The 18,263-nt window shown below is 39.9% G+C and carries 22 protein-coding genes; 9 read left to right on the top strand and 13 right to left on the bottom strand.

The window, feature by feature from the left end:
- Positions 1 to 24 precede the first annotated feature (24 nt).
- The 4 genes from tmk to B5D47_RS06910 are packed head-to-tail and all read left to right on the top strand — an operon-like array spanning position 25 to position 3,702.
- Positions 25 to 645 (top strand): dTMP kinase, encoded by a 621-nt coding sequence (tmk, locus tag B5D47_RS06925; RefSeq protein ID WP_078931112.1) that lies wholly within the window; start codon positions 25 to 27, stop codon positions 643 to 645.
- A 32-nt stretch (positions 646 to 677) separates the two neighbouring features.
- Complete coding sequence (locus B5D47_RS06920) at positions 678 to 1,295, top strand: hypothetical protein (RefSeq protein WP_078931111.1); 618 nt, start codon at positions 678 to 680, stop codon at positions 1,293 to 1,295.
- A gap of 45 nt (positions 1,296 to 1,340) precedes the next feature.
- A complete protein-coding gene (locus tag B5D47_RS06915) occupies positions 1,341 to 2,510 on the top strand; it encodes a 3-dehydroquinate synthase (protein WP_078931110.1) in 1,170 nt (389 codons plus the stop codon).
- A gap of 19 nt (positions 2,511 to 2,529) precedes the next feature.
- A complete protein-coding gene (locus B5D47_RS06910; protein ID WP_078931109.1) occupies positions 2,530 to 3,702 on the top strand; it encodes a cysteine desulfurase family protein in 1,173 nt (390 codons plus the stop codon).
- Between the two features lie 129 nt (positions 3,703 to 3,831).
- On the opposite strand, the gene B5D47_RS06905 is transcribed toward B5D47_RS06910, so the two are convergent.
- The 4 genes from B5D47_RS06905 to B5D47_RS06890 form a co-directional block, all read right to left on the bottom strand.
- On the bottom strand, positions 3,832 to 4,257 hold the full coding sequence (locus tag B5D47_RS06905) for a DUF3276 family protein (protein WP_078931108.1): 426 nt from the start codon (positions 4,255 to 4,257) through the stop codon (positions 3,832 to 3,834).
- A gap of 81 nt (positions 4,258 to 4,338) precedes the next feature.
- A complete protein-coding gene (locus tag B5D47_RS06900; protein ID WP_078931107.1) occupies positions 4,339 to 4,929 on the bottom strand; it encodes a ribonuclease HII in 591 nt (196 codons plus the stop codon).
- A 32-nt stretch (positions 4,930 to 4,961) separates the two neighbouring features.
- Complete coding sequence (locus B5D47_RS06895; protein ID WP_078931106.1) at positions 4,962 to 7,091, bottom strand: chitobiase/beta-hexosaminidase C-terminal domain-containing protein; 2,130 nt, start codon at positions 7,089 to 7,091, stop codon at positions 4,962 to 4,964.
- A gap of 62 nt (positions 7,092 to 7,153) precedes the next feature.
- Positions 7,154 to 7,753: a phosphoribosyltransferase gene (locus B5D47_RS06890; protein WP_078931105.1), complete on the bottom strand. Its 600-nt coding sequence runs from the start codon at positions 7,751 to 7,753 to the stop codon at positions 7,154 to 7,156.
- Positions 7,754 to 7,862: 109 nt separating this feature from the next.
- Here B5D47_RS06890 and B5D47_RS06885 point away from each other — a divergent pair, with 109 nt between their 5' ends.
- From B5D47_RS06885 to B5D47_RS06865, 5 genes are all read left to right on the top strand, one after another.
- Positions 7,863 to 8,444, top strand: a complete 582-nt coding sequence (locus B5D47_RS06885) for an omptin family outer membrane protease (RefSeq protein ID WP_078931104.1) — start codon at positions 7,863 to 7,865, stop codon at positions 8,442 to 8,444.
- Positions 8,381 to 8,884 (top strand): hypothetical protein, encoded by a 504-nt coding sequence (locus tag B5D47_RS06880; RefSeq protein WP_143592624.1) that lies wholly within the window; start codon positions 8,381 to 8,383, stop codon positions 8,882 to 8,884. Before B5D47_RS06885 ends, B5D47_RS06880 begins: the two co-directional genes overlap by 64 nt.
- Positions 8,885 to 9,039: 155 nt before the next feature.
- Complete coding sequence (gene nudC / locus B5D47_RS06875) at positions 9,040 to 9,837, top strand: NAD(+) diphosphatase (RefSeq protein ID WP_078931102.1); 798 nt, start codon at positions 9,040 to 9,042, stop codon at positions 9,835 to 9,837.
- A 365-nt stretch (positions 9,838 to 10,202) separates the two neighbouring features.
- Entirely contained in the window at positions 10,203 to 11,312 is a 1,110-nt protein-coding gene (locus tag B5D47_RS06870; RefSeq protein ID WP_078931101.1) for a 30S ribosomal protein S1, read from the top strand.
- 2 nt (positions 11,313 to 11,314) lie between these two features.
- Positions 11,315 to 12,679, top strand: a complete 1,365-nt coding sequence (locus tag B5D47_RS06865) for an RluA family pseudouridine synthase (protein ID WP_078931100.1) — start codon at positions 11,315 to 11,317, stop codon at positions 12,677 to 12,679.
- On the opposite strand, the gene B5D47_RS11790 is transcribed toward B5D47_RS06865, so the two are convergent.
- From B5D47_RS11790 to B5D47_RS06830, 9 genes are all read right to left on the bottom strand, one after another.
- Positions 12,676 to 12,813 (bottom strand): response regulator, encoded by a 138-nt coding sequence (locus B5D47_RS11790; RefSeq protein ID WP_268811072.1) that lies wholly within the window; start codon positions 12,811 to 12,813, stop codon positions 12,676 to 12,678. The genes B5D47_RS06865 and B5D47_RS11790 overlap by 4 nt on opposite strands.
- Positions 12,810 to 13,058 (bottom strand): response regulator, encoded by a 249-nt coding sequence (locus B5D47_RS11785; RefSeq protein ID WP_268811075.1) that lies wholly within the window; start codon positions 13,056 to 13,058, stop codon positions 12,810 to 12,812. The genes B5D47_RS11790 and B5D47_RS11785 overlap by 4 nt, the downstream gene beginning before the upstream one ends.
- Before the next feature lie 2 nt (positions 13,059 to 13,060).
- The gene (locus B5D47_RS11530) at positions 13,061 to 13,474 is read right to left on the bottom strand and encodes a sensor histidine kinase (RefSeq protein WP_268811074.1); all 414 of its coding nucleotides are present in this window, start codon (positions 13,472 to 13,474) and stop codon (positions 13,061 to 13,063) included.
- 3 nt (positions 13,475 to 13,477) lie between these two features.
- The gene (locus tag B5D47_RS06855) at positions 13,478 to 13,846 is read right to left on the bottom strand and encodes a sensor histidine kinase (protein WP_078931099.1); all 369 of its coding nucleotides are present in this window, start codon (positions 13,844 to 13,846) and stop codon (positions 13,478 to 13,480) included.
- A complete protein-coding gene (locus B5D47_RS06850) occupies positions 13,824 to 14,138 on the bottom strand; it encodes a hypothetical protein (protein ID WP_078931098.1) in 315 nt (104 codons plus the stop codon). Before B5D47_RS06850 ends, B5D47_RS06855 begins: the two co-directional genes overlap by 23 nt.
- A gap of 77 nt (positions 14,139 to 14,215) precedes the next feature.
- Entirely contained in the window at positions 14,216 to 15,595 is a 1,380-nt protein-coding gene (locus tag B5D47_RS06845; protein WP_078931097.1) for a transporter substrate-binding domain-containing protein, read from the bottom strand.
- Between the two features lie 60 nt (positions 15,596 to 15,655).
- Positions 15,656 to 16,009 carry an Hpt domain-containing protein gene (locus B5D47_RS06840; RefSeq protein ID WP_078931096.1) on the bottom strand — a complete coding sequence of 118 codons (354 nt, stop codon included), beginning with the start codon at positions 16,007 to 16,009 and terminating at the stop codon, positions 15,656 to 15,658.
- A gap of 23 nt (positions 16,010 to 16,032) precedes the next feature.
- Positions 16,033 to 17,154: a response regulator gene (locus B5D47_RS06835; protein WP_078931095.1), complete on the bottom strand. Its 1,122-nt coding sequence runs from the start codon at positions 17,152 to 17,154 to the stop codon at positions 16,033 to 16,035.
- Between the two features lie 246 nt (positions 17,155 to 17,400).
- Positions 17,401 to 18,210 carry a tyrosine-type recombinase/integrase gene (locus B5D47_RS06830; protein ID WP_078931094.1) on the bottom strand — a complete coding sequence of 270 codons (810 nt, stop codon included), beginning with the start codon at positions 18,208 to 18,210 and terminating at the stop codon, positions 17,401 to 17,403.
- Between the last annotated feature and the right edge of the window lie 53 nt (positions 18,211 to 18,263).

The raw sequence follows: 18,263 nt of genomic DNA, 5'->3' as shown, positions 1-18,263 counted from the left end.
AAAAACTGGAGTTTTTCAGGAATTATGATTTTAAAAAATTTTGTTGTATTTGAAGGAATCGACGGAGCAGGAACTTCAACGCAAATCAATATCTTAAAAGAAAAAAAAGAAGCCGAGAGATTTTTCTTTACGGCAGAACCGACAGATTCACCAACCGGAAAATTCTTGAGAACTGTTTTAAAAGGCAATGTTGAACTTGATCCACGGACAAGCGCATACCTTTTTGCGGCAGACCGCGCAGAACATCTTTGGGGAAAAAGCGGCTCAAACTGCGGAATCGAAAAAAAATGCTCCGACGGAAAAATCGTCATAAGCGACCGATATTTTTTTTCGAGCCTGACATACCAGAGCGTAACCTGCGGAGAAGAACTTCCGCGCCTTCTAAATTCGGCATTTCCACTTCCGCAGATTCTTTTCTTTTTTAAAATTTCTCCAGAAATAAGCCTTAAAAGAGTTGATGTTCGCGGAGAACGTGAAATTTACGAAAAAATAGACTTTTTGCAGGCGACAGAAGAGCGCTACGAAAAACTCATGGACGAATACGAATCAAAAAACACAGGAATGAAAATCGTCCGTCTGGATGCGTCAAAATCAAAAGAAGAAGTAAGCGCGCAAATCTGGCAGGAACTTTCAAAACTGCTGTAAAAATTCACGAAAAAAATGCCGACAATAAAAACGTGAAAAGATTTTTTGCGCTGTTTTTCTTTACAGTCAGTTTTTTTATATTCTCACCTCAAAAAACTTCTGCCTACATGGTCAAATACAAAGAAGATTATTACAAGCTTTTTCATGTTCATTACCAGCAGTATCCAGACGACGTCATGGAAAACATTTACTGGCTTGAACAGGCCGTAAAGGCCGATTTTTGTAATCCGCTCTATGCAAATGTAAAAATCGACGACGAAAAGGATTGGGAAAAATACCGCTATCTTTTTATGATGCACATAAACCTAAAACTTATCGAACAGCATATGAGGCTCGGAAGAATTTACGACAAAAAAACCGTAAAATTTTACGACGCGCCATGGAAAGACATTTACATTGAAAATTTACAAAAAACGCTCAGTTGTTATCAGGCAGGACTTTACTACTGGCAGGAAGCAAAACTCTGGGCAGAAAAAGCAAACGTAAAAAGATTTCAGTTTTTAACTTTAACAGACATTCAAAACTGGGAAGACGAACGCGAAAGAATTGGAAACGGAAAATTGAACTACGAAAAGATTTTAAACCGGGAAATTGCGCGTGTTCAGAAAAATATTTCCGATTTTGAAAGCATGACAGACAAAACGTATTAGAATTTTACTTTAAAACAAAAGCGATTTTCGATAAAATAAAAAATCATGCAGTTTGAAGAAAAAGACATCGCTTATCCGCCAGTGCATCCAGGCACTGACAGAACTTTTATACGTTTTTACGGCGGAGAGCCGGATTTAAATTCGATTTTTTATTCATCAGAAGAAGAAAACTCACCTCAACGGATTTTTGTGACAGACACAAATGTTGCTTCGCTAAAACAAATGCAGCCGTTTGTAAATTTTTTCCGCGGAGAAAACTACAGCCAGCCAAAAATCGAAAACGGTTTTATCGGCACACGCGGAAAAGACGTGCTCTTGATTTTGGGCAGCGGAGAACCATTTAAAACAATCGAAAGCGTTCTCGCGATATGCAAGGCCGCAATCGACTCAAACGCAAAACGTTCCGCTGTTTTTACAGGAATCGGCGGCGGCGTAATTACCGACATGACAGCATTTGCCGCTTCAATTTTTAAGCGCGGCGCAACTTGCGAACTTGTTCCAACGACCCTTCTTTCAATGGTCGACGCTGCAATCGGAGGAAAAACAGGCTGCGATTTTGATTCGTACAAAAATATGATAGGTTCATTTTTTCCAGCACAAAAAATTCATATAATTCCTTCCTTCATTCAGTCGCTTCCAGAAAACGAATACCGCAGCGGAATGGCAGAAGTCGTAAAGACCGCCCTGCTCTATTCAAAAGAACTTTTTGAAAAACTTGCTTCAAAGCCAGAAATCCTGCAAAACCGCAAAGATCCGCTCGTCGAAGAAATGATTAAAATTTGCGTAAATGCAAAGGCTGCTGTAGTTGAACAGGATTTAACCGAAAAAAACATCCGCATGCAGCTAAACCTCGGACACACTTTTGGACATGCGCTCGAAACAAGAGCGGGACTCGGAAAAGTAAGCCACGGAGATGCGGTTGCCTGGGGAATTGCGCGTGCAGCGGAACTTTCAAAAAAAATAGGACTGTGCACGGAAAATTACGTTCAGACAGTAAAATCAGCCCTCAGTTCTTTCGGCTGGGAAACTCAGCCTATGCATTCTGCCCTCAACGGAAAATTCGCCTCGGAAAAAGAAGCCGCACTCTCGCTTTTTGAGGCAATGAAAAAAGACAAAAAAAATGCTTCAAACAAAGTGCGCTTCGTTTTGCAGGAAGATGTCGGAGAAACTGTCATAACAGAAGTCGATGAAAAAGACGTTCTTTCAGTTCTGTAAAAAGTGAGAATAAATAAAAATGGATATTTCAAAATATTTTGACTGGGCGGCAACATCTCCTGCCGACCCGGAAATTTTAACACAGGCATTGCAAGAATCCCTCGAAGCCGGCGCAAACCCTTCTGCCGTACACTCCGAAGGACAAAAGGCGCGGCTTTCATTTGAAAACGCACGCGCACTCGCGGCAAAAGTAATCGGCGTAAAACCAGAAGAAGTTTTTTTTACAAGCGGTGGAACAGAAAGCGACCACATTCCTCTGCTTTCGCTTTTAAACCGCGAAGCCGACTCTCAAGGTAGGCGCGGAAGCATAATCATAAGCGGAATCGAGCACCCGGCACTTAGAGAACAAACCGCCGTCTTAAAAAAACACGGATTTGAAATAATCACCGTAAATCCGGACAAAAACGGTTTTATAAGCGCAGATTCAATCACAGAAAAAATCACTTCCGACACGCTTTACGTAACAGTAATGGCGGTAAATAACGAAACTGGCTGCATACAGCCGATTTACGAAATTGCAGACAAAATTACAGAAAAAACAAAAGGAAAAAGACGTCCGCATTTTCACGTAGATTGCGTTCAGGCGGCAGGAAAAATTCCGCTCAACCTAAACTATCCGGGAATAGACAGCGCGGCCTTAAGCGCACATAAAATCTGCGGTCCACGAGGAATCGGAATCCTGGTTTTAAAAAAAGACATAAAACCGTTCTTAACAGGCGGTGGCCAGGAAAAAAACATCCGCTCGGGAACAGAAAATCTCTTTGGCGCAATCGCCTTTGCAAAATGCCTCGAAAAATATTACGTACCTCTCAACTTTGAAGAACAAAAGACAGCCGTAAAAAACTTCATCGAATCGCTAAAATCGCTTCCAAACTGCGAACTTGTACCGGCCATTCGCGCCGACACATCTGACAGCACACAAAAGCTTTTCAGCCCATATGTTCTTCAAGCCGCGTTCAAAGGAATTCCGGGAAACGTTATGGTACGCGCACTCGATGCAAAAGGTTTTTGCATTTCGACAGGAAGCGCCTGCTCGGCAAAAAAGCAAAACCGCCCGATTCTAGCCGCAATGAACATAAGCCGCGACATTCAGGACACGGCAGTAAGGTTCAGTTTTGGTCCGCTCACAACTTCCGACGCAATCGCAAAACTTTTTGTTGCGGTCGAAGAAGTCTGCAAGGATTTTCTGTAAATCTCCGGCGGAAACATTCACCGGCCAGATTGAAAAATCACCGTTAAAAAGCAGTTAAAACTCAAAAAAAATGCCATTAAAAATGACAAAATCATTCTTAATGGCATTTTTTTAGCCTTTACATTATTTTTATTCTGAATCAGAAGCGCTATCAGCAGCAGGTTCTGTCTTTGATTTTATGTGAATTACTTTTCCAGTGCGTTTAATGCCGTCAGGAAGGCGTTTGTCTTCTTCGTCCTTTTTGCGGTAAATGCGTTTTTCAGACTTAGGTCCGTATTTTTCGGCTTTAAGAGCTTTTTTTTCTGCACGGGCCTTTTTACGTGCTTTCTGTTCTTTGTCGATAAATCTCAGGGCAGAATCAAGTCCACCAAGAACTTTTTGCATGTCTTCCTGAAAAATAGAAATCTGAAGGCGGTCAAAATCTGCACCGTCGCCTTTTTTGCTTTCAACAATCTGAAGGAAGATGTCGCCGTTGCGGTTCTCCTTTACGTTGAAAAAATATGAACGATTGTCTAAAACAACTTCTGTAGTATAAAGTTCCCCGCGGATACCCATAGCTTCCTTCCTTAAAAATGTAATATCAAATAACTATAAAGTTTTTAAACTATAAAATCAACAGACTTTTATTTCAATAACTTAGAATTTAAAACTCAATCTCTGAATCGGACTTGGCCCGATTTTTCTGCAAACCTCGCGATGCGCTTTTGTCGGATATCCTTTGTGCTTGGCATAACCATATTCAGGATATTTTTTATCATATTCAAGCATAAGCCTGTCGCGTGCAACCTTTGCAAGAATCGAAGCCGCCATAACTTCGCTGTATTTTCCGTCAGCCTTAGGCTCACACCTTACACTGCACAAAACTTCAGGACACTTAGTTCCGTCGGCAATCGCAGTAATTTCGATTTTTTCTGACAAATTAAAGTTGTTTTTTTTCAGCCATAGAGGAAGTTTTTTTAGCATTTCGTCATAGGCATTTTTCATTGCAAGCATACTTGCCTGTAAAATGTTTATTTCATCAATTTTTTTTTCATCAACAAAAGAAACAGCCCAGCACGCTTTTTCCTTTATAAGTTTTTCCGCTGCTTCGCGCTTTTTTTCCGTCATTTTTTTTGAATCATTTAAAATTTCAAACGGGAAATCCTCTGGCAAAATTACAGCGCCAGCAGAAACAGGGCCTGCAAGAGGTCCGCGGCCGGCTTCGTCTAAACCACAAGTTAAAATCATTTTTATTCCAAACTAAAAAAATTAAAGCGTTTTTAAAAACCACTCGAAGAATTTTCAATGTCCTGTAAAATTTTAGAATCCCTATCGCTCCAAACAGGAACAATTCCACGCACTTTTTTTTCAAAACTGCCTATGTAGGAATTTTTTGAAAGACTTGCATTTACCGCGCAAAGTTCGGCAATCCGTCCAAGATGGGCAGTTACGCGGCAAGAACAATCAGTCAAGTCAAACTGTCCGCCGTTGAGAGAAAAATTGACCGCTGTCTGCGAAACTGTCGAGACACGGCTATTTTTTACAGCAATTTTTGAATCTAGTCCGCTCAATGCACAAACATAAGAATCCGATTGCATAGTCAGACCGCAACCGTTAAATTCAACTACAGAATTTTTACAGTCAAAGCCAATTCCGTTTTCTTCAAAAATACCGGCGAACTCAGAAGTTTTAAAAAGCGCTGTCGAGTTTTCCAGAACAAAGAATTTTGAATTTGACACACAGTTGCTTTCGCGATTTTTTCTAAAAAGCAGGTTGTCCGCTTCAAAACTTGCATTGCGCACGACAATATTTGCGTCAGACGGAACAATTATCTGAGAATTTTTCTGTGCCAAAAACATACAGTTGGAAGAAATTACGGTTTCGCCAGAAGGCAGCTTAAAAGTTCCGTTCACATAAAACCTCGTAAATCTTCTGGAATTTAACACTTTTAAGGCCTGCTCAAAACTTCTAAAAGGATTTTCGGCAGTTCCGTCACAATCCTCATCAACCTCATTTTCTAAACTGCCGGCAATTTCGGAAGAATCAAGGTAATAATTATCTTCGTCAATTACTACGCTAAATTCAGAGCAGTTGCTCACGTTCCCTTTTTTATCTTTTGCAAATGCACGAACTTTGTAAAAAACAACGGCACCGTCAGTGCTTCCAATCGTAAACGAATCCGAATATTTTTCGAATTTGTCAGCCTTTACTTCGAGAAATTCAGGAGAATCCGCAGAAAGCGCGCTTGAAGCGAGAGTCTCAGAAATTTTAAGAGGTTTACTTACCGCATAAAAAATTTCTGCGCCTTCTTCTGTTTTTATAGAAAGCTCAACAGGGTTCCGGGAATAAAATTTTTTTGTATTTGCATTAAATTCAGGAGAGAGAGGAGGCTTTTTATCTATAGCAAACTCTTTTTCCTTTGTTCCCAAAAAAACGCCGTCGGCATAAAAAGCAAAAACCGCAGTTCCAGAAATGCTGTCGCCTTCAAAAGTGTCAAAAGTTGCAGAAGTAAAAAGGCCGTTTATTTTTTCCGGCTGATTTTTTACGCCGGTCGAAACAATTTCCATTCTGTAGCGCAAATCTCCGTCAATCGAAAAATTTACGGCGCTGTCAATTTTTTCGTTTACAATAATCTCGGGCTCTGCAGGAATTACAAAAGACTGAACAGGGTTTCCGACTTCAAAGGCGACGCTCTGCCATCTTAAAGTATGCTTTGCGCTGCGGTCAATGTTTACAGGAAGCTTAGAAGCAGACCAGTCTCCGTCATCGAGCTGCCAAATGAGTTTTTCGCCGGTAAAGCAAAAACTGTTCCAGTCTTTAAATTCAAAAGGAATCGAATACTTTGAAAGTGTTCCAATCTGGTTTCCAGAAATAAAAATTACAAAACGCCATTCATTTTTTCCGTCAGAAACAAGACACGGCAAATATCTCGAAAGACAGTTTTCCGTATCAAGAACAAGTTTCTGGCCTTTAAGAAAAATCCTGTCATCATCAAAACAATAAGTAAACGAAGAAGGAATCTCTAGAGGTTTTTCGTTTTCGTACGAATAAACGCCGGAATTTACACAATTTTTAATAAAAGAAAAGTTTTCTGAAGGTTCTTCAAACGGATTTTGTTCCTGAACATTGTAATTTATTTCAATTTCTTCTTTTAAATCACCACGGATTGCAGTTATTTTTAAATTTATGCGTCCAGAAGCATCAATCAAAACAGGTCCGTCATAAGCAAAACCAGAAGCAAGAGGATCTGTTCCAGAAAGAGAATAAAAGCACTCCGCACCGTCACTGACATCAAGCACAAGCGGCTGTTTGTTGCAAAAATTTCCAGCGACAGGCGAAATAACCCTTTGAGCAAAACAAAAAACTGAAAAACTGAAAATAAAAAATGTAAAAACCAACTTTTTCTTCATAAAAAATCTCTCATTCAGCTAACACAGATTTTTTGGCACGGCTATAAAGAAAGCCTTATCTACTAAAAAAACGGACTCAAAATTTCTTTTAATTCCGGATCCTGACTGTAGTAATGCTTTTCAAGTTCTTCCGGCTTTAAACCTACAAGTTCGTGGCTCATATAATGAATCCAGCGGTCATCGTTTTCGCTGTTGATGTCGAATTTACGGCACCAATAATCCGGCTTAATCGGAAGAGTTTCTTTATATGTAAAATTTTTATAATCGTGAACAACAACCTTTATGTCGCTGCGCGGAACACCTTTTTCGAGCAATGCCTCAACCAAAAAGTTGAGTGTGCGGCCAGAATCGTAAATGTCGTCAACAAGAAGGATTTTATCTCCAGGACGAAGATACTCAGGAGAATAAGTCCAACCATCAATACGAACACAATCGTGCTCTTTAATGTCGGTATAAGAGCGTGCAACAACCGCCGCATACAAAACAGGTTTTTTGCCTTTGAGTGCAAGTTTAAAATATTCACTTATAACGTTCGACATATAAGCTCCGCCACGAAGCGAAGTATAAATAATGTCTGGAACAAAACCGTCCTGCAAAATTTTATGACCAAGTTTTATGGCATCATTTCTAACTTTATCGTAAGGCAAAAATTCCTTAATCATACAAACCTCTGTAAAACAGTGCCGAAAAACGGCATTAAAATTTATTTATACTATTTTATCGGTAAAAAATGAATTTTACAATAAACGATTATTTTTGATATATTAAATTATGCACACTTTCAAAAAAACAAGCTTTGTTCTTCTATATATTACGTTTTTTTTAACGCCAATCTGCGCACAAAAAAAAGAAAGCTTTATAAAAATTGAACCGTATGCAGGCTTTACAAACGGCACTCTCGAAGAAATTCTCTACTACAGTTTTCCTTCCGACAAAAAAATAAGCCTTCTCGAATGGGAACGAAAACTTTTTATTTACGGAGCAGAATTAAAAACCGCATTTAAGAACTTTAACTTAAACGCAGATTTTGAGACCGCACCACAAAATGCAAAATCCGGACAAATGAGGGATTCGGACTGGCTCAACACAAACGACTATTCGATGAAGACAACTTATTCGCAAGGAACAAATTTTTCAAAGGAATATTACTCGACAGAAGTCAGTTTTTTTTACGACATAAAAGCAGCAAAAAATTTTACAGTTTCGCCAGTTTTAAGCGCAGAATACAACTACGACTCTTTTTACAGAAAAAAAGGAGCAGAAGGCTGGTACAGCGAAGACTGCAGGCAATGGTGGCACGACAGCTCTTCAAAGCACTATCCGTATACAATCCGGAAACTGGAAAAACCTTAAAACTTGCGCAAATAGATTATCTAAGGCACACATTTTTTTCGTGGACAGGAATTAAATTCAGGCTTAAGCCCGGGCAAAAAATTGAATTTGCGCTTTCTTTGTTTGCTTCGCCGGTAAGTTATTTTTATTCAATTGATACGCACTACGCCCAGGACAAATTGACAAAACTCATGTACAAAAAGCACTACAGGCAAAGGCAGATTTCGTATTTTAACAGCATAAAAATAAATCTGGACACGGCACTAAGCCTTTCAAAACGATTTGATTTAAATCTTGGACTGGAAACGCTTTTTAACATAAAAAACGGACGCGGCGATCTTTATTCAGACTACCATTCAGACGAATACCAAGGTGAATATGTAAATTCCGGGCAAAAGACAAGCTCAACGCTAAAAAGCATAAAAGCAAAAATCGGCTGCACAGTAAAACTTATGGACTGATTAAGAAAAACTTAGCCCGTGCCGGAACAGCGCGAAAGCGTCCGCCTTCTGGCGGATGAAGCGAAAGCGGAACTGTGCAGGGACGGTTAGAAAATAAAATGCGCTCCAATAAAATTTTTCTACACTGCGGCAAATTTCCGTGATATTATTTTTATATGGCACTAATTTCTAAAAAATTGACATCTTACCTTAAAGACCATTTTATTTTTTGCGGAAACAACATAATCCTGCAAAACGACAAACTTCCAGACGAAAAAGTTTTAAACAGATGCTTTGAGCTAAACGTAGCTTCGGACTGGTTTAACGACGAAGAATACAATTTTTCGGCGGTCGAACTCGAAAAAGACTGTCCTGTTCCTGCCGGCTGCCAGGAAATTGCGCTCCGCTCTTATTTTTGGGAATCAAGACAAAATTCTTCAATAGTAACAAAGGCTTCGCGCGCAAAAGGACTTTTAAATTTCAGAAAAAACAAGAGATTCTGCTCGTACTGCGGATTTCCGCTCAAAGACGACGAGCATTTTGTTGCAAAGTTCTGTCCAAATTGCGACCGGCAATACTTTCCACAGCTTGAACCAGCCGTAATAATCGTAGTCCAAAAAGAAAAGCAAATTCTTCTTGCAGAACACAAAAACAGAAACGACGGTGTGTTTTCGTGCATTGCAGGTTTTGTCGAAACAGGCGAAACAATCGAACAGACAGTTGTCCGCGAAGTAAAAGAAGAAACCGGCCTAAATGTAAAAAATATCCGCTATGCAGGAAGCCAGGCATGGCCGTATCCAGACCAGCTTATGCTCGCTTTTTACTGCGACTGGGAAAGCGGCGAAATAAAAATACAGGAAGAAGAACTCAAGCAGGCAAAATGGTTTGACTTAGACAAGCTCCCAAAAATTCCGCCTCCAGGCTCAGTTGCCTATAATCTTATAAACGGACTGTTTGAACAAAATTCGTTTTGATTATAGAATAAAACCAGTTTTGAAATTCGGGTGGCTTTTTGCTTCGCAAAAACCGGGCTTTTCGGGGTTTCATTCGCAAGCGAACGGCTTTGCCGCCCCTACAATCCCTGCCACGTAGTGGCAGGCCGTGCGCAGGGGCGCACAATAAAAAAAAAGAGTTTTGCGTAAGCAAAAGTCGCAGCGTGCTTGCACGCAAAAATCCCTGCCACGTAGTGGCAGGCCGTGCGCAGGGGCGCACAATAAAAAAAAGAGTTTTGCGTAAGCAAAAGTCGCAGCGTGCTTGCACGCAAAAATCCCTGCCACAAAAAGCGCATTAAAAACCGACATTCAAACTAAAAAACAAATTTAAAAAGGAACGCAAAAAAATGACACAATTCAATACCGGCGACGAAATCGAGACAACAGTTGTACAGGTTTCTGGCGACACAGTTTTTATTGACCTCGGACTAAAAAGCGAGGGTTTTGTAGACAAGGCAGATTTTGCCGACGAAAACGGAAACTGCACAGTAAAAGAAGGCGACAAGGTAAAAGTTTATTTTGTAGGCTCAAACCGCGATGAACTCCACTTTACGACAAAAATCAAAGGCGAAAACGCAGGTCTTCAGATTCTCGAAAACGCCTTCAACAACGCTCTTCCAGTCGAAGGACACGTAGAAAAAGAAATTAAGGGCGGTTTTGAAGTAAAACTCGGACAGACACGCGCATTCTGTCCTTACAGCCAAATGGGCTACAAAAACCGTCTGGAACCTGCAGAATACATCGGAAAAACAATGACATTTTTAATCAGCGAATTCAAAAACGAAGGAAAAAACATCATTGTTTCCAACAGAAGGCTCGAAGAAGAAACAGAAAATGCAAAGGTAAACGCACTTTCAGGAAAACTAAGCGAAGGAAACATCATAAGCGGAACAGTAAAATCAATCCAGTCTTACGGAGCATTCGTAGATATTGACGGTTTTCAGGCTCTTCTTCCAATCAGCGAAATCAGCCACCAGCGAGTAAATGACGTTTCTGAGGTTTTAAGTGTCGGACAGAAAATCGAAGCAAAAATCATAAAGGCAGACTGGAACACACAGCATCCAGACCGCTCAAAAGTAAGCTTGAGCCTTAAAGCCCTCGAAAAAGATCCATGGGAAAACGTAACAGAAGCTCTAAAGCCAGGACAGAAAATAAGCGGAAAAATTGCACGCATTGCAGGCTTTGGACTTTTTGTAAACCTTTTGCCAGGAATTGACGGACTTGTCCACATAAGCGAAATCGAAGACGTAAGCACAACAACCAACTTGAGCAAAAAGTTTAAGGTTGGAGAAGAATTTGACGTAGTTGTTCAAAAAATCGACGTTGCAAACAAGAGAATATCTCTTTCTCCGGCAACTTCTGCAGAACAGGACAACGAAGCAGAAACATATCTTGAATCTCAGGATTCTGACGACGGAGATACCTACAATCCGTTTGCAGCCCTCTTAAAAAAATAAAGTTGTTTCCTCCATTTGAACAAGAAAGAGCCGCTGGCGTAGTTTTAGACATCTTGCAAAAGCTCGGCAGCGGTTCAATAACTTTGATCCGCGACTCAAAACCTTCCGACGAACGAAACAATTCTCTCGTAATGCTCGGTGTGCTCGTCTGCAAAAAAACAGACGCAAAAGAAGGTGAATTTGTAAATCTGATTACAGTTTCGGGCATAAGTTGCAGCTTAAAAGGAGAAATTCCAGGAATCTTTGTTGAACCGGTAGTTTCCAACGGGCAGATTCTAAAAGCCCTGGAAGAAAACGACCTTGAAATTCACGAGCTTACGGACAAGATAAAAAAAGAGGTTTTGCCTCAAAAACAAGCAGAATTAAAAAAACAGCGCGAAAAACTCTGCGACGCTTCTCTTTTAAAAGTTTTTGACAAATATTCATTCTGCTGCGCAGACAAAAAAGAACGCAAGCTTCTAGATATTATAGATTATCAAAAGACAAAAAAACTTCCGCCGACAGGAACAGGCGACTGCTGCGCTCCAAAACTTTTAAACTACGCCTTTAAAAACTCACTTGTTCCGCTCAGCATGGCAGAAACAAAAATACATTTTGTCCTAAACGGCAAAACCGCCCAGATTGAACATACCGGCAAAAAAACAGAATTTTACCCGCCCTGCGACAGCCGATGCTCACTTATTCTTCCTGCAATTTTAGGCCTTGAAATTTTATACCGCGACAGCGACATAATAGTAGTAAACAAACAAAGCGGAGTTTTGAGCGTTCCCGGCCGTGGACCGGAAAAACAGGACTGCATAGTAAACAGAGTAAAAAAACTTTTCCCAGACTGCATAGAACAGCCGTCAGTGCACAGACTGGACATGGAAACAAGCGGACTTCTAGTACTCGCATTTACAAAAGAAGCTCACAGGGAATTAAACCGCCAGTTTGAAGCAAGGGAAGTTCAAAAAAAATATATTGCCCTCATAGACGGAATTCTTGCAAAAAAAGGAATAGAAAAAAGCGGGACTATGGAACTGTTTTTCCGTCTGGATATAGAAAACAGGCCTCATCAAATATGGGACAGAGAAAACGGAAAAAGCGCAGTCACACAATGGCAGATAGAAAACGTTGAATACTACACCGCTCCAGACAAAAGCCGGCGCCCCGCAACAAGGGTAACCTTTATTCCGCACACAGGACGCACACACCAGCTTAGACTTGCAGCGGCAGACAGCCACGGATTCGGTCTTCCGATCATAGGAGATACACTCTACGGCCACTGCGAAAAAGGCGAAAGGCTATTGCTGCACGCCTCGGAACTTTCATTTACCCATCCGCGCACAAAACAAAAGATGGACTTTTTATGTCCGCCTGAGTTTTAATCCTGGATTTTGGCAGGAAGATATTTTTCGAGCATTTGAACCAAGGTCTTGGAATCTATCGGTTTTGCAAGATGGTCTGTCATGCCGGCTTCAAAAGCTTTTATTCTGTCGTCGCTAAAAGCGTTTGCAGTCATTGCAATAATCGGAACTTTTTTTGCATCGCTTCGCGGCAACGCCCTGATTTTTTTGTTGCTTCAAGACCGTCCATTTCAGGCATCATAATATCCATTATAACTGCCGAAAACTCATCTTCTTTCGAGTTCTTAAAAATCTCAAATGCTTCTTTTCCGTTTCTGGCCTTTTCGAGCAAAAAGCCTTCCCTTTTTAAAGAGAATTCGGCAATTTCCATATTCAGGACATTGTCTTCCGCAACAAGAATTTTTATTCCAAAATGAGAAACGTTTTTTTGTTTTCTTCAATAGGGCTATCCTTGTGGCAGAGTTTAAAAGGCAGACTGACAGAAAAAACAGTACCTATGTTCTTTTCGCTTTTAAAATTAACACTGCCGTTCATCTTATCAACAAGTTTTTTTACAATAGCCATTCCAAGTCCGCTTCCGCCAAATTGGGTTCTTGCGCCTGTATTTTCCTGAGAAAAAGGCTCAAAAATATGGGCACTGTATTCCTCGCTCATGCCAATTCCAGTATCAGCACAGTCGAATTCAACATAAGTATTGCAACAGTCAATCTCTTTTTCAGTAACACAAATTTTAATTCTGCCGTTTTCCTTGTTGTACTTTACGGCATTGCTTGCAATATTCATCAAAACACGCTTTAAGTGAAGAGGACTTCCAATCAGTTAAAAATGATGAACATTGCTGTAGTCAATATTTATTTTAATACCTCTCGAAGCGCCAAGCCGTTCTATTACGGAAATAATCTCATCAAGCATTGCCTTTAAATCAAACTCACGCTCTTCAAGAACAATCTCGCCGCTTTCAAGTTTTCCCATATCAAGAACTTCATTTACAAGCTCAAGAAGATAGCCGGAAGTCTCCCAGATTTTTTGACGGCATTCATTTTGTTTTTGCTGGTTATCTTTGTAATAATCGGCAATTTCTATCATTCCGCGGATTCCGTTAATCGGAGTGCGGATATCATGGCTCATTCTGTGTAAAAATTCAGTCTTTGCAATGTTTACCTGCTCAGCTTTTTTTTGCAGATTCAAGAAGGACAGTTTTTAGAACATTTTTTAACATTTCTCTTACAGGAGCAAAAATAAAAATGCTAAAATCCCGGCAATTTTCAGCAATTCCAAAACAGTCAAATTCCTTTGTTTTTACGTGGACGACATCTCCATTTTTCTTGTTCAAAAGCACTTGCTTAAATAATGGATTGTCTTTTGTGGAAGAGTCTAAAAGCCGTCTTTCGTTGGAAGCAATAATTTTTGTATTACTAGAAACAACAATCATAAGCCTGGAATTAGGAATATAGCCTTCAAGGAAGTTCTGAAAATTCAAGTTGTAATTTCTAGCATATTCTTCGGAAGTATAATAAAAACCTACAACGACACCACGGCAATCTTTTCTTCCGTGCGCTACAACGTCGACATACGAAAAATCGCTGTTGCAGAGGCGGATTGCAGTTCAAACTGAGTTTTACGGTCTTTTTCTGTCTGTTTTTTTAGCCTGATTTGACGCCTTATAAAGAAAAGGACAATAAGCAAGATAACAAAAAACGAACAAAAAAGAACTAAACCAATATTATCGCCAAGAAAGTCGAATATAGAATATTTATAAAGACCGTCAGTATAGTTATACGAAACGTTAATGCCAAAATCATAGCCTAGCTCATAAATACCGCGGTTTAAAATGCGCAAAAGCTCAGGATTGCCGACACGAACGCCAAAACACCGTTCGTCCAAAGTTGACAAAGGCTGAAAAAGAATATCGTTGTAAATTCTGTTTTTAAGAATGGTGCCGGAACGGAAAGAATTTATAATCGTACTTCCAGCTTCGCCGTCTATTACAGCTTTTAAGCAGTCGTCGATAGAAGCGCACAAAACAATCTCTGCATCCGGAAAATAAGCTCTCGTATATTGATATTGAAGGATATTGTTCTTGTTGACTGAGATTTTTTCAAAAATAGAAGAATTATAGTTTTTTAAATAAGCGATATTCATGCCGGAGTCAACAACAACCCGCGACAAATACATACCGTTTTGTTCAGCAAACCAGGATTCGTTGCTACACGGAAAAATCAAATCAACTTTTTTAGAATCAAGGTCCTTTATTAAATCCGAATAATCGTCATAAGGTTTATATTCAAGTTCAATTTTGTCAGAAAGATTAACCTTGGAAAGAATTCCGTTCATAATATCGACCATAGAACCAGTCGCTTTTCCAGAAGGCAGAGTGTCGCAATAAGGAAGATAATTGTCAAAATACCCGATTTTGAGCACATTGTGTTTTTGAACAAAATTTTCTATAAGCTCAGGAAATTCATCTGTCAGCTTAATAGGATGCCGGTATTTTCTGGTAAGCTCCTGTAAAAAAAACGGCTCGGTAGAATCGATTAAGCTCAATGTTGAATTAAGTTTTTTAAGAAGATCAGTCCGCCTTTTTGCCGTACAAATATAATAATTTTCTCCGTCTTCCTGCGACATAATGAAATCAGAAAAATTAACAAGCCCGCGGCGTTCCTTAGTGTCGCGGACTCCAGCAAGAATGTCAATTTCGCCAGATTTAAGCTTTTCAAAAAGAGTTTCAAAGGTTCCGTAAACGTATTCATAACGCCAGCCGGAAAGATACGAAATCTTTTGCAAATATTCATAGCCAAAACCGTTTTTCTGCTCATCATCCTGCATCCCCTCCTGAAAACTCGGCCTGTAAAAATAACCGAGGCGTACAGTCTGCTCTTCAAACAGATTATCCTCAACAGCAGAAGCGTCGTTTCCAACCAAAAAAGCAAGAAACACAAAGAGTATAAAAAAAAAGGCTTACCTTTGAAAAAAAAAACAGTTTTCTTAAACGGCATCTTAATCCAACTGAAGATTTTTGAGAGAATCGACCGTAAGCGCGTACTGATTGCGCAGTTTCTCAAAAAGTTCAGTTTCTCCGTCAGTCCGTCCAGCACGGAACAATTCTGTAAGTTCGGAAGAATAATTAAACAGCCGCGAAAAACCAAGATTAGCGCAGACGCCCTTAAAAGTATGGGCCGCCCTGAATTTTTCCTGCACGTCGCGAGAATTTATCTTTTTCTCAAGAGCGTTAAAACTGTCATCACTAAGAAATTTTAGGGCAAAACGTTTTACCAGAGATTCGTCCCCAAACCTTTCGAGAACATCATCATAATCACCGTCAATCTGATCATAAAAATCTTTTACGTTCATTGTACTTTCCCCAATAATCAGAACTATCTGCCTTTTGTATAGACCTCAACCTCGGCTTCTTTAAATTTCCGTGCAAGATCTTCAAACTGTCCCTTAACCTCGCAAAAGCAGTTCAGTAATTTAGGAGAAAATTCTCCGCATTCGCCGTCCAAAACCATATTAAAAGCCTTGTCCATTTCAAAGGCGTCTTTATAAACACGCTTTGTTGTAAGAGCATCGTAAACATCGGCAATAGAAACAAGAAGCGCCTCAATAGGAATCTGATCTCCTTTTAAGCCGTCAGGATAGCCACGGCCGTCGTCCCGTTCGTGGTGCCAGCGACAGATTTTTTTAGCGGCATCGGCATATTCTTCACCCCAAACATCGGTAAAACGGCAAAGCATTTCGTAGCCTTTTGTAGTATGCATTTTTATCTGGTCAAATTCGTCAAAAGTAAGCTTACCGGGCTTAAAAAGAATAGAATCCTTTACGGAAATTTTCCCGATATCGTGAAGAACGCTTGCGTCAGAAATTACTTCTATTCTTTCAGGAGTCAGATTGTATTCAGGATATTTTTGAGAAATTTTCTTTGCAAGAATCCGGGTAAAACCTTTAACGCGCTTAATATGATTTCCGCTTTCAAAATGGCGATATTCAACGATAGTACCCAAAACCTCAGTAACTTTTTCGTTTACCGCTTTAATGCGGTTAGACTGCTGTTCAAGAAGTTTATTTTGGCGGTCAAGGCCTTCCGTCTGCACTTTAACAAAATCTTCAAGCTTATTTTTATAGACAAAAAGCTCCGCAAGATTTTTTACGCGGTTTTTAACAGTCATATTATCAAAAGGTTTGCGGATAAAGTCAGAGGCGCCAAGCTTAAGACATTCGCGTTCAGTATTAGCGTCGCTGTCGGCACTTATAACAATAACAGGAACTCTGGCAAAAATGCCGGCATCTTTCATAAACTGAAGAACAGCAAAACCGTCAACCTTCGGCATGATAAGGTCAAGAAGAACAAGGGCAATACCGTCATTCTCGGATTTAAGAATATCAATAGCCTGTCCACCGTCAGAGGCTTCGATAATCTGATATAATCCCTCAAGCATGGACGCCAAAATCTCTCTATTTACGGCAATATCGTCAACAATAAGAATCTTCTCTTTCATAGAGAGCCATCCTCCAGCACGCTATATTCCATCAAGTCGCAGGATAAAAAAACATCACCCAAAATTAAAAAAAATCTTTTAATAGAAGCATAATAAAACTGAATGTTATATTTTACAAATAAAAAATTGTTCTATAATCTTCTTGTTTGGCTTGCGATTAAAGAAATTGTTGAGTTCACTTCTTTTAGCATATCACTAGTCATCCGTTTGAAGACAAGGACACCCCAGAAGAGCTGTCCTTATTTTTTACCACGTTACAACCGTATCAACAATGTTTTGCTGCTCGCTGGCAGTTTTTCTAAGGTAAATGCGGGTAGTTTCAATGCTTTCGTGTCCCATCAGGTCCGCCAAAAGAGCAATGTCATTGTATTTTTCAAGGAAGCTCTTTGCATAGCGATGGCGGAATGAATGGGGATAAACGACCTTTTCATCAAGCCCGTATTTTCTGGCATAATTTTTAAGCTGCTGCGCGATTCCTCTTGTTGTGATTCTTTCTCCGAAACGGTTAAGGAATAAATAGCCGAATGTCCTGTTTATTGACTCTAGCCACCCCGACGCCTCGTTTTTTAATGTGGCCGGAATGTATAGGCGGCGGAGCTTTCCGCCTTTGCAGTACAAATCAAAGTATCCGGCCTTAACGTGCTCAACTTTTATCTGGACAAGCTCGCTTACGCGCGCGCCGGTTGCGGCAAGAAACCAGACAACAAAATACCATTCTAAATTTCCGTCGGCTTTCAGCTTTGCTTTTAAGAACTGATAGTCAGCATTGCTGATTACATTTTCCAGGAAGTTCTTTTGCTGAACTTTTACAAACTTTAATTGAAGCGTCTTTTTTCCAATAAAGCACAAATACTTGTTTAATCCCTGAATCCTAAGATTTACAGTTTTTGGCTTGTAATATTCCATCAAATAGCCTTTGTAGGCAAGAAGATTTTCTTTGCTCGCGCAGTCATAATGCTCTGTAAAATATTTTGCCGTCCAAAGATAAGAAGCAAGAGTATTCTTTGAAAGGTTTTCTTTTTTCAAATACTCCTCAAAAGTTATGCCGTTTTTCATAACGACCTCCAATAAGTTGAATTTGCGTTTCCGCTTATTGGAATTATCCAAGA

It is taken from the genome of Treponema berlinense (assembly GCF_900167025.1).
GTDB lineage: Bacteria > Spirochaetota > Spirochaetia > Treponematales > Treponemataceae > Treponema_D > Treponema_D berlinense.
This window is presented reverse-complemented; position numbering and strand designations above follow the sequence as displayed.

Coding starts and splice junctions, on each gene's coding strand:
- tmk (WP_078931112.1), top strand. CDS start 25: ATGATTTTAAAAAATTTTGTTGTATTTGAAGGAATCGACGGAGCAGGA.
- B5D47_RS06915 (WP_078931110.1), top strand. CDS start 1,341: ATGCAGTTTGAAGAAAAAGACATCGCTTATCCGCCAGTGCATCCAGGC.
- B5D47_RS06910 (WP_078931109.1), top strand. CDS start 2,530: ATGGATATTTCAAAATATTTTGACTGGGCGGCAACATCTCCTGCCGAC.
- B5D47_RS06905 (WP_078931108.1), bottom strand. CDS start 4,257: ATGGGTATCCGCGGGGAACTTTATACTACAGAAGTTGTTTTAGACAAT.
- B5D47_RS06900 (WP_078931107.1), bottom strand. CDS start 4,929: ATGATTTTAACTTGTGGTTTAGACGAAGCCGGCCGCGGACCTCTTGCA.
- B5D47_RS06895 (WP_078931106.1), bottom strand. CDS start 7,091: ATGAAGAAAAAGTTGGTTTTTACATTTTTTATTTTCAGTTTTTCAGTT.
- B5D47_RS06890 (WP_078931105.1), bottom strand. CDS start 7,753: ATGATTAAGGAATTTTTGCCTTACGATAAAGTTAGAAATGATGCCATA.
- B5D47_RS06885 (WP_078931104.1), top strand. CDS start 7,863: ATGCACACTTTCAAAAAAACAAGCTTTGTTCTTCTATATATTACGTTT.
- B5D47_RS06880 (WP_143592624.1), top strand. CDS start 8,381: ATGGTGGCACGACAGCTCTTCAAAGCACTATCCGTATACAATCCGGAA.
- nudC (WP_078931102.1), top strand. CDS start 9,040: ATGGCACTAATTTCTAAAAAATTGACATCTTACCTTAAAGACCATTTT.
- B5D47_RS06870 (WP_078931101.1), top strand. CDS start 10,203: ATGACACAATTCAATACCGGCGACGAAATCGAGACAACAGTTGTACAG.
- B5D47_RS11790 (WP_268811072.1), bottom strand. CDS start 12,813: ATGACTGCAAACGCTTTTAGCGACGACAGAATAAAAGCTTTTGAAGCC.
- B5D47_RS06840 (WP_078931096.1), bottom strand. CDS start 16,009: ATGAACGTAAAAGATTTTTATGATCAGATTGACGGTGATTATGATGAT.
- B5D47_RS06835 (WP_078931095.1), bottom strand. CDS start 17,154: ATGAAAGAGAAGATTCTTATTGTTGACGATATTGCCGTAAATAGAGAG.
- B5D47_RS06830 (WP_078931094.1), bottom strand. CDS start 18,210: ATGAAAAACGGCATAACTTTTGAGGAGTATTTGAAAAAAGAAAACCTT.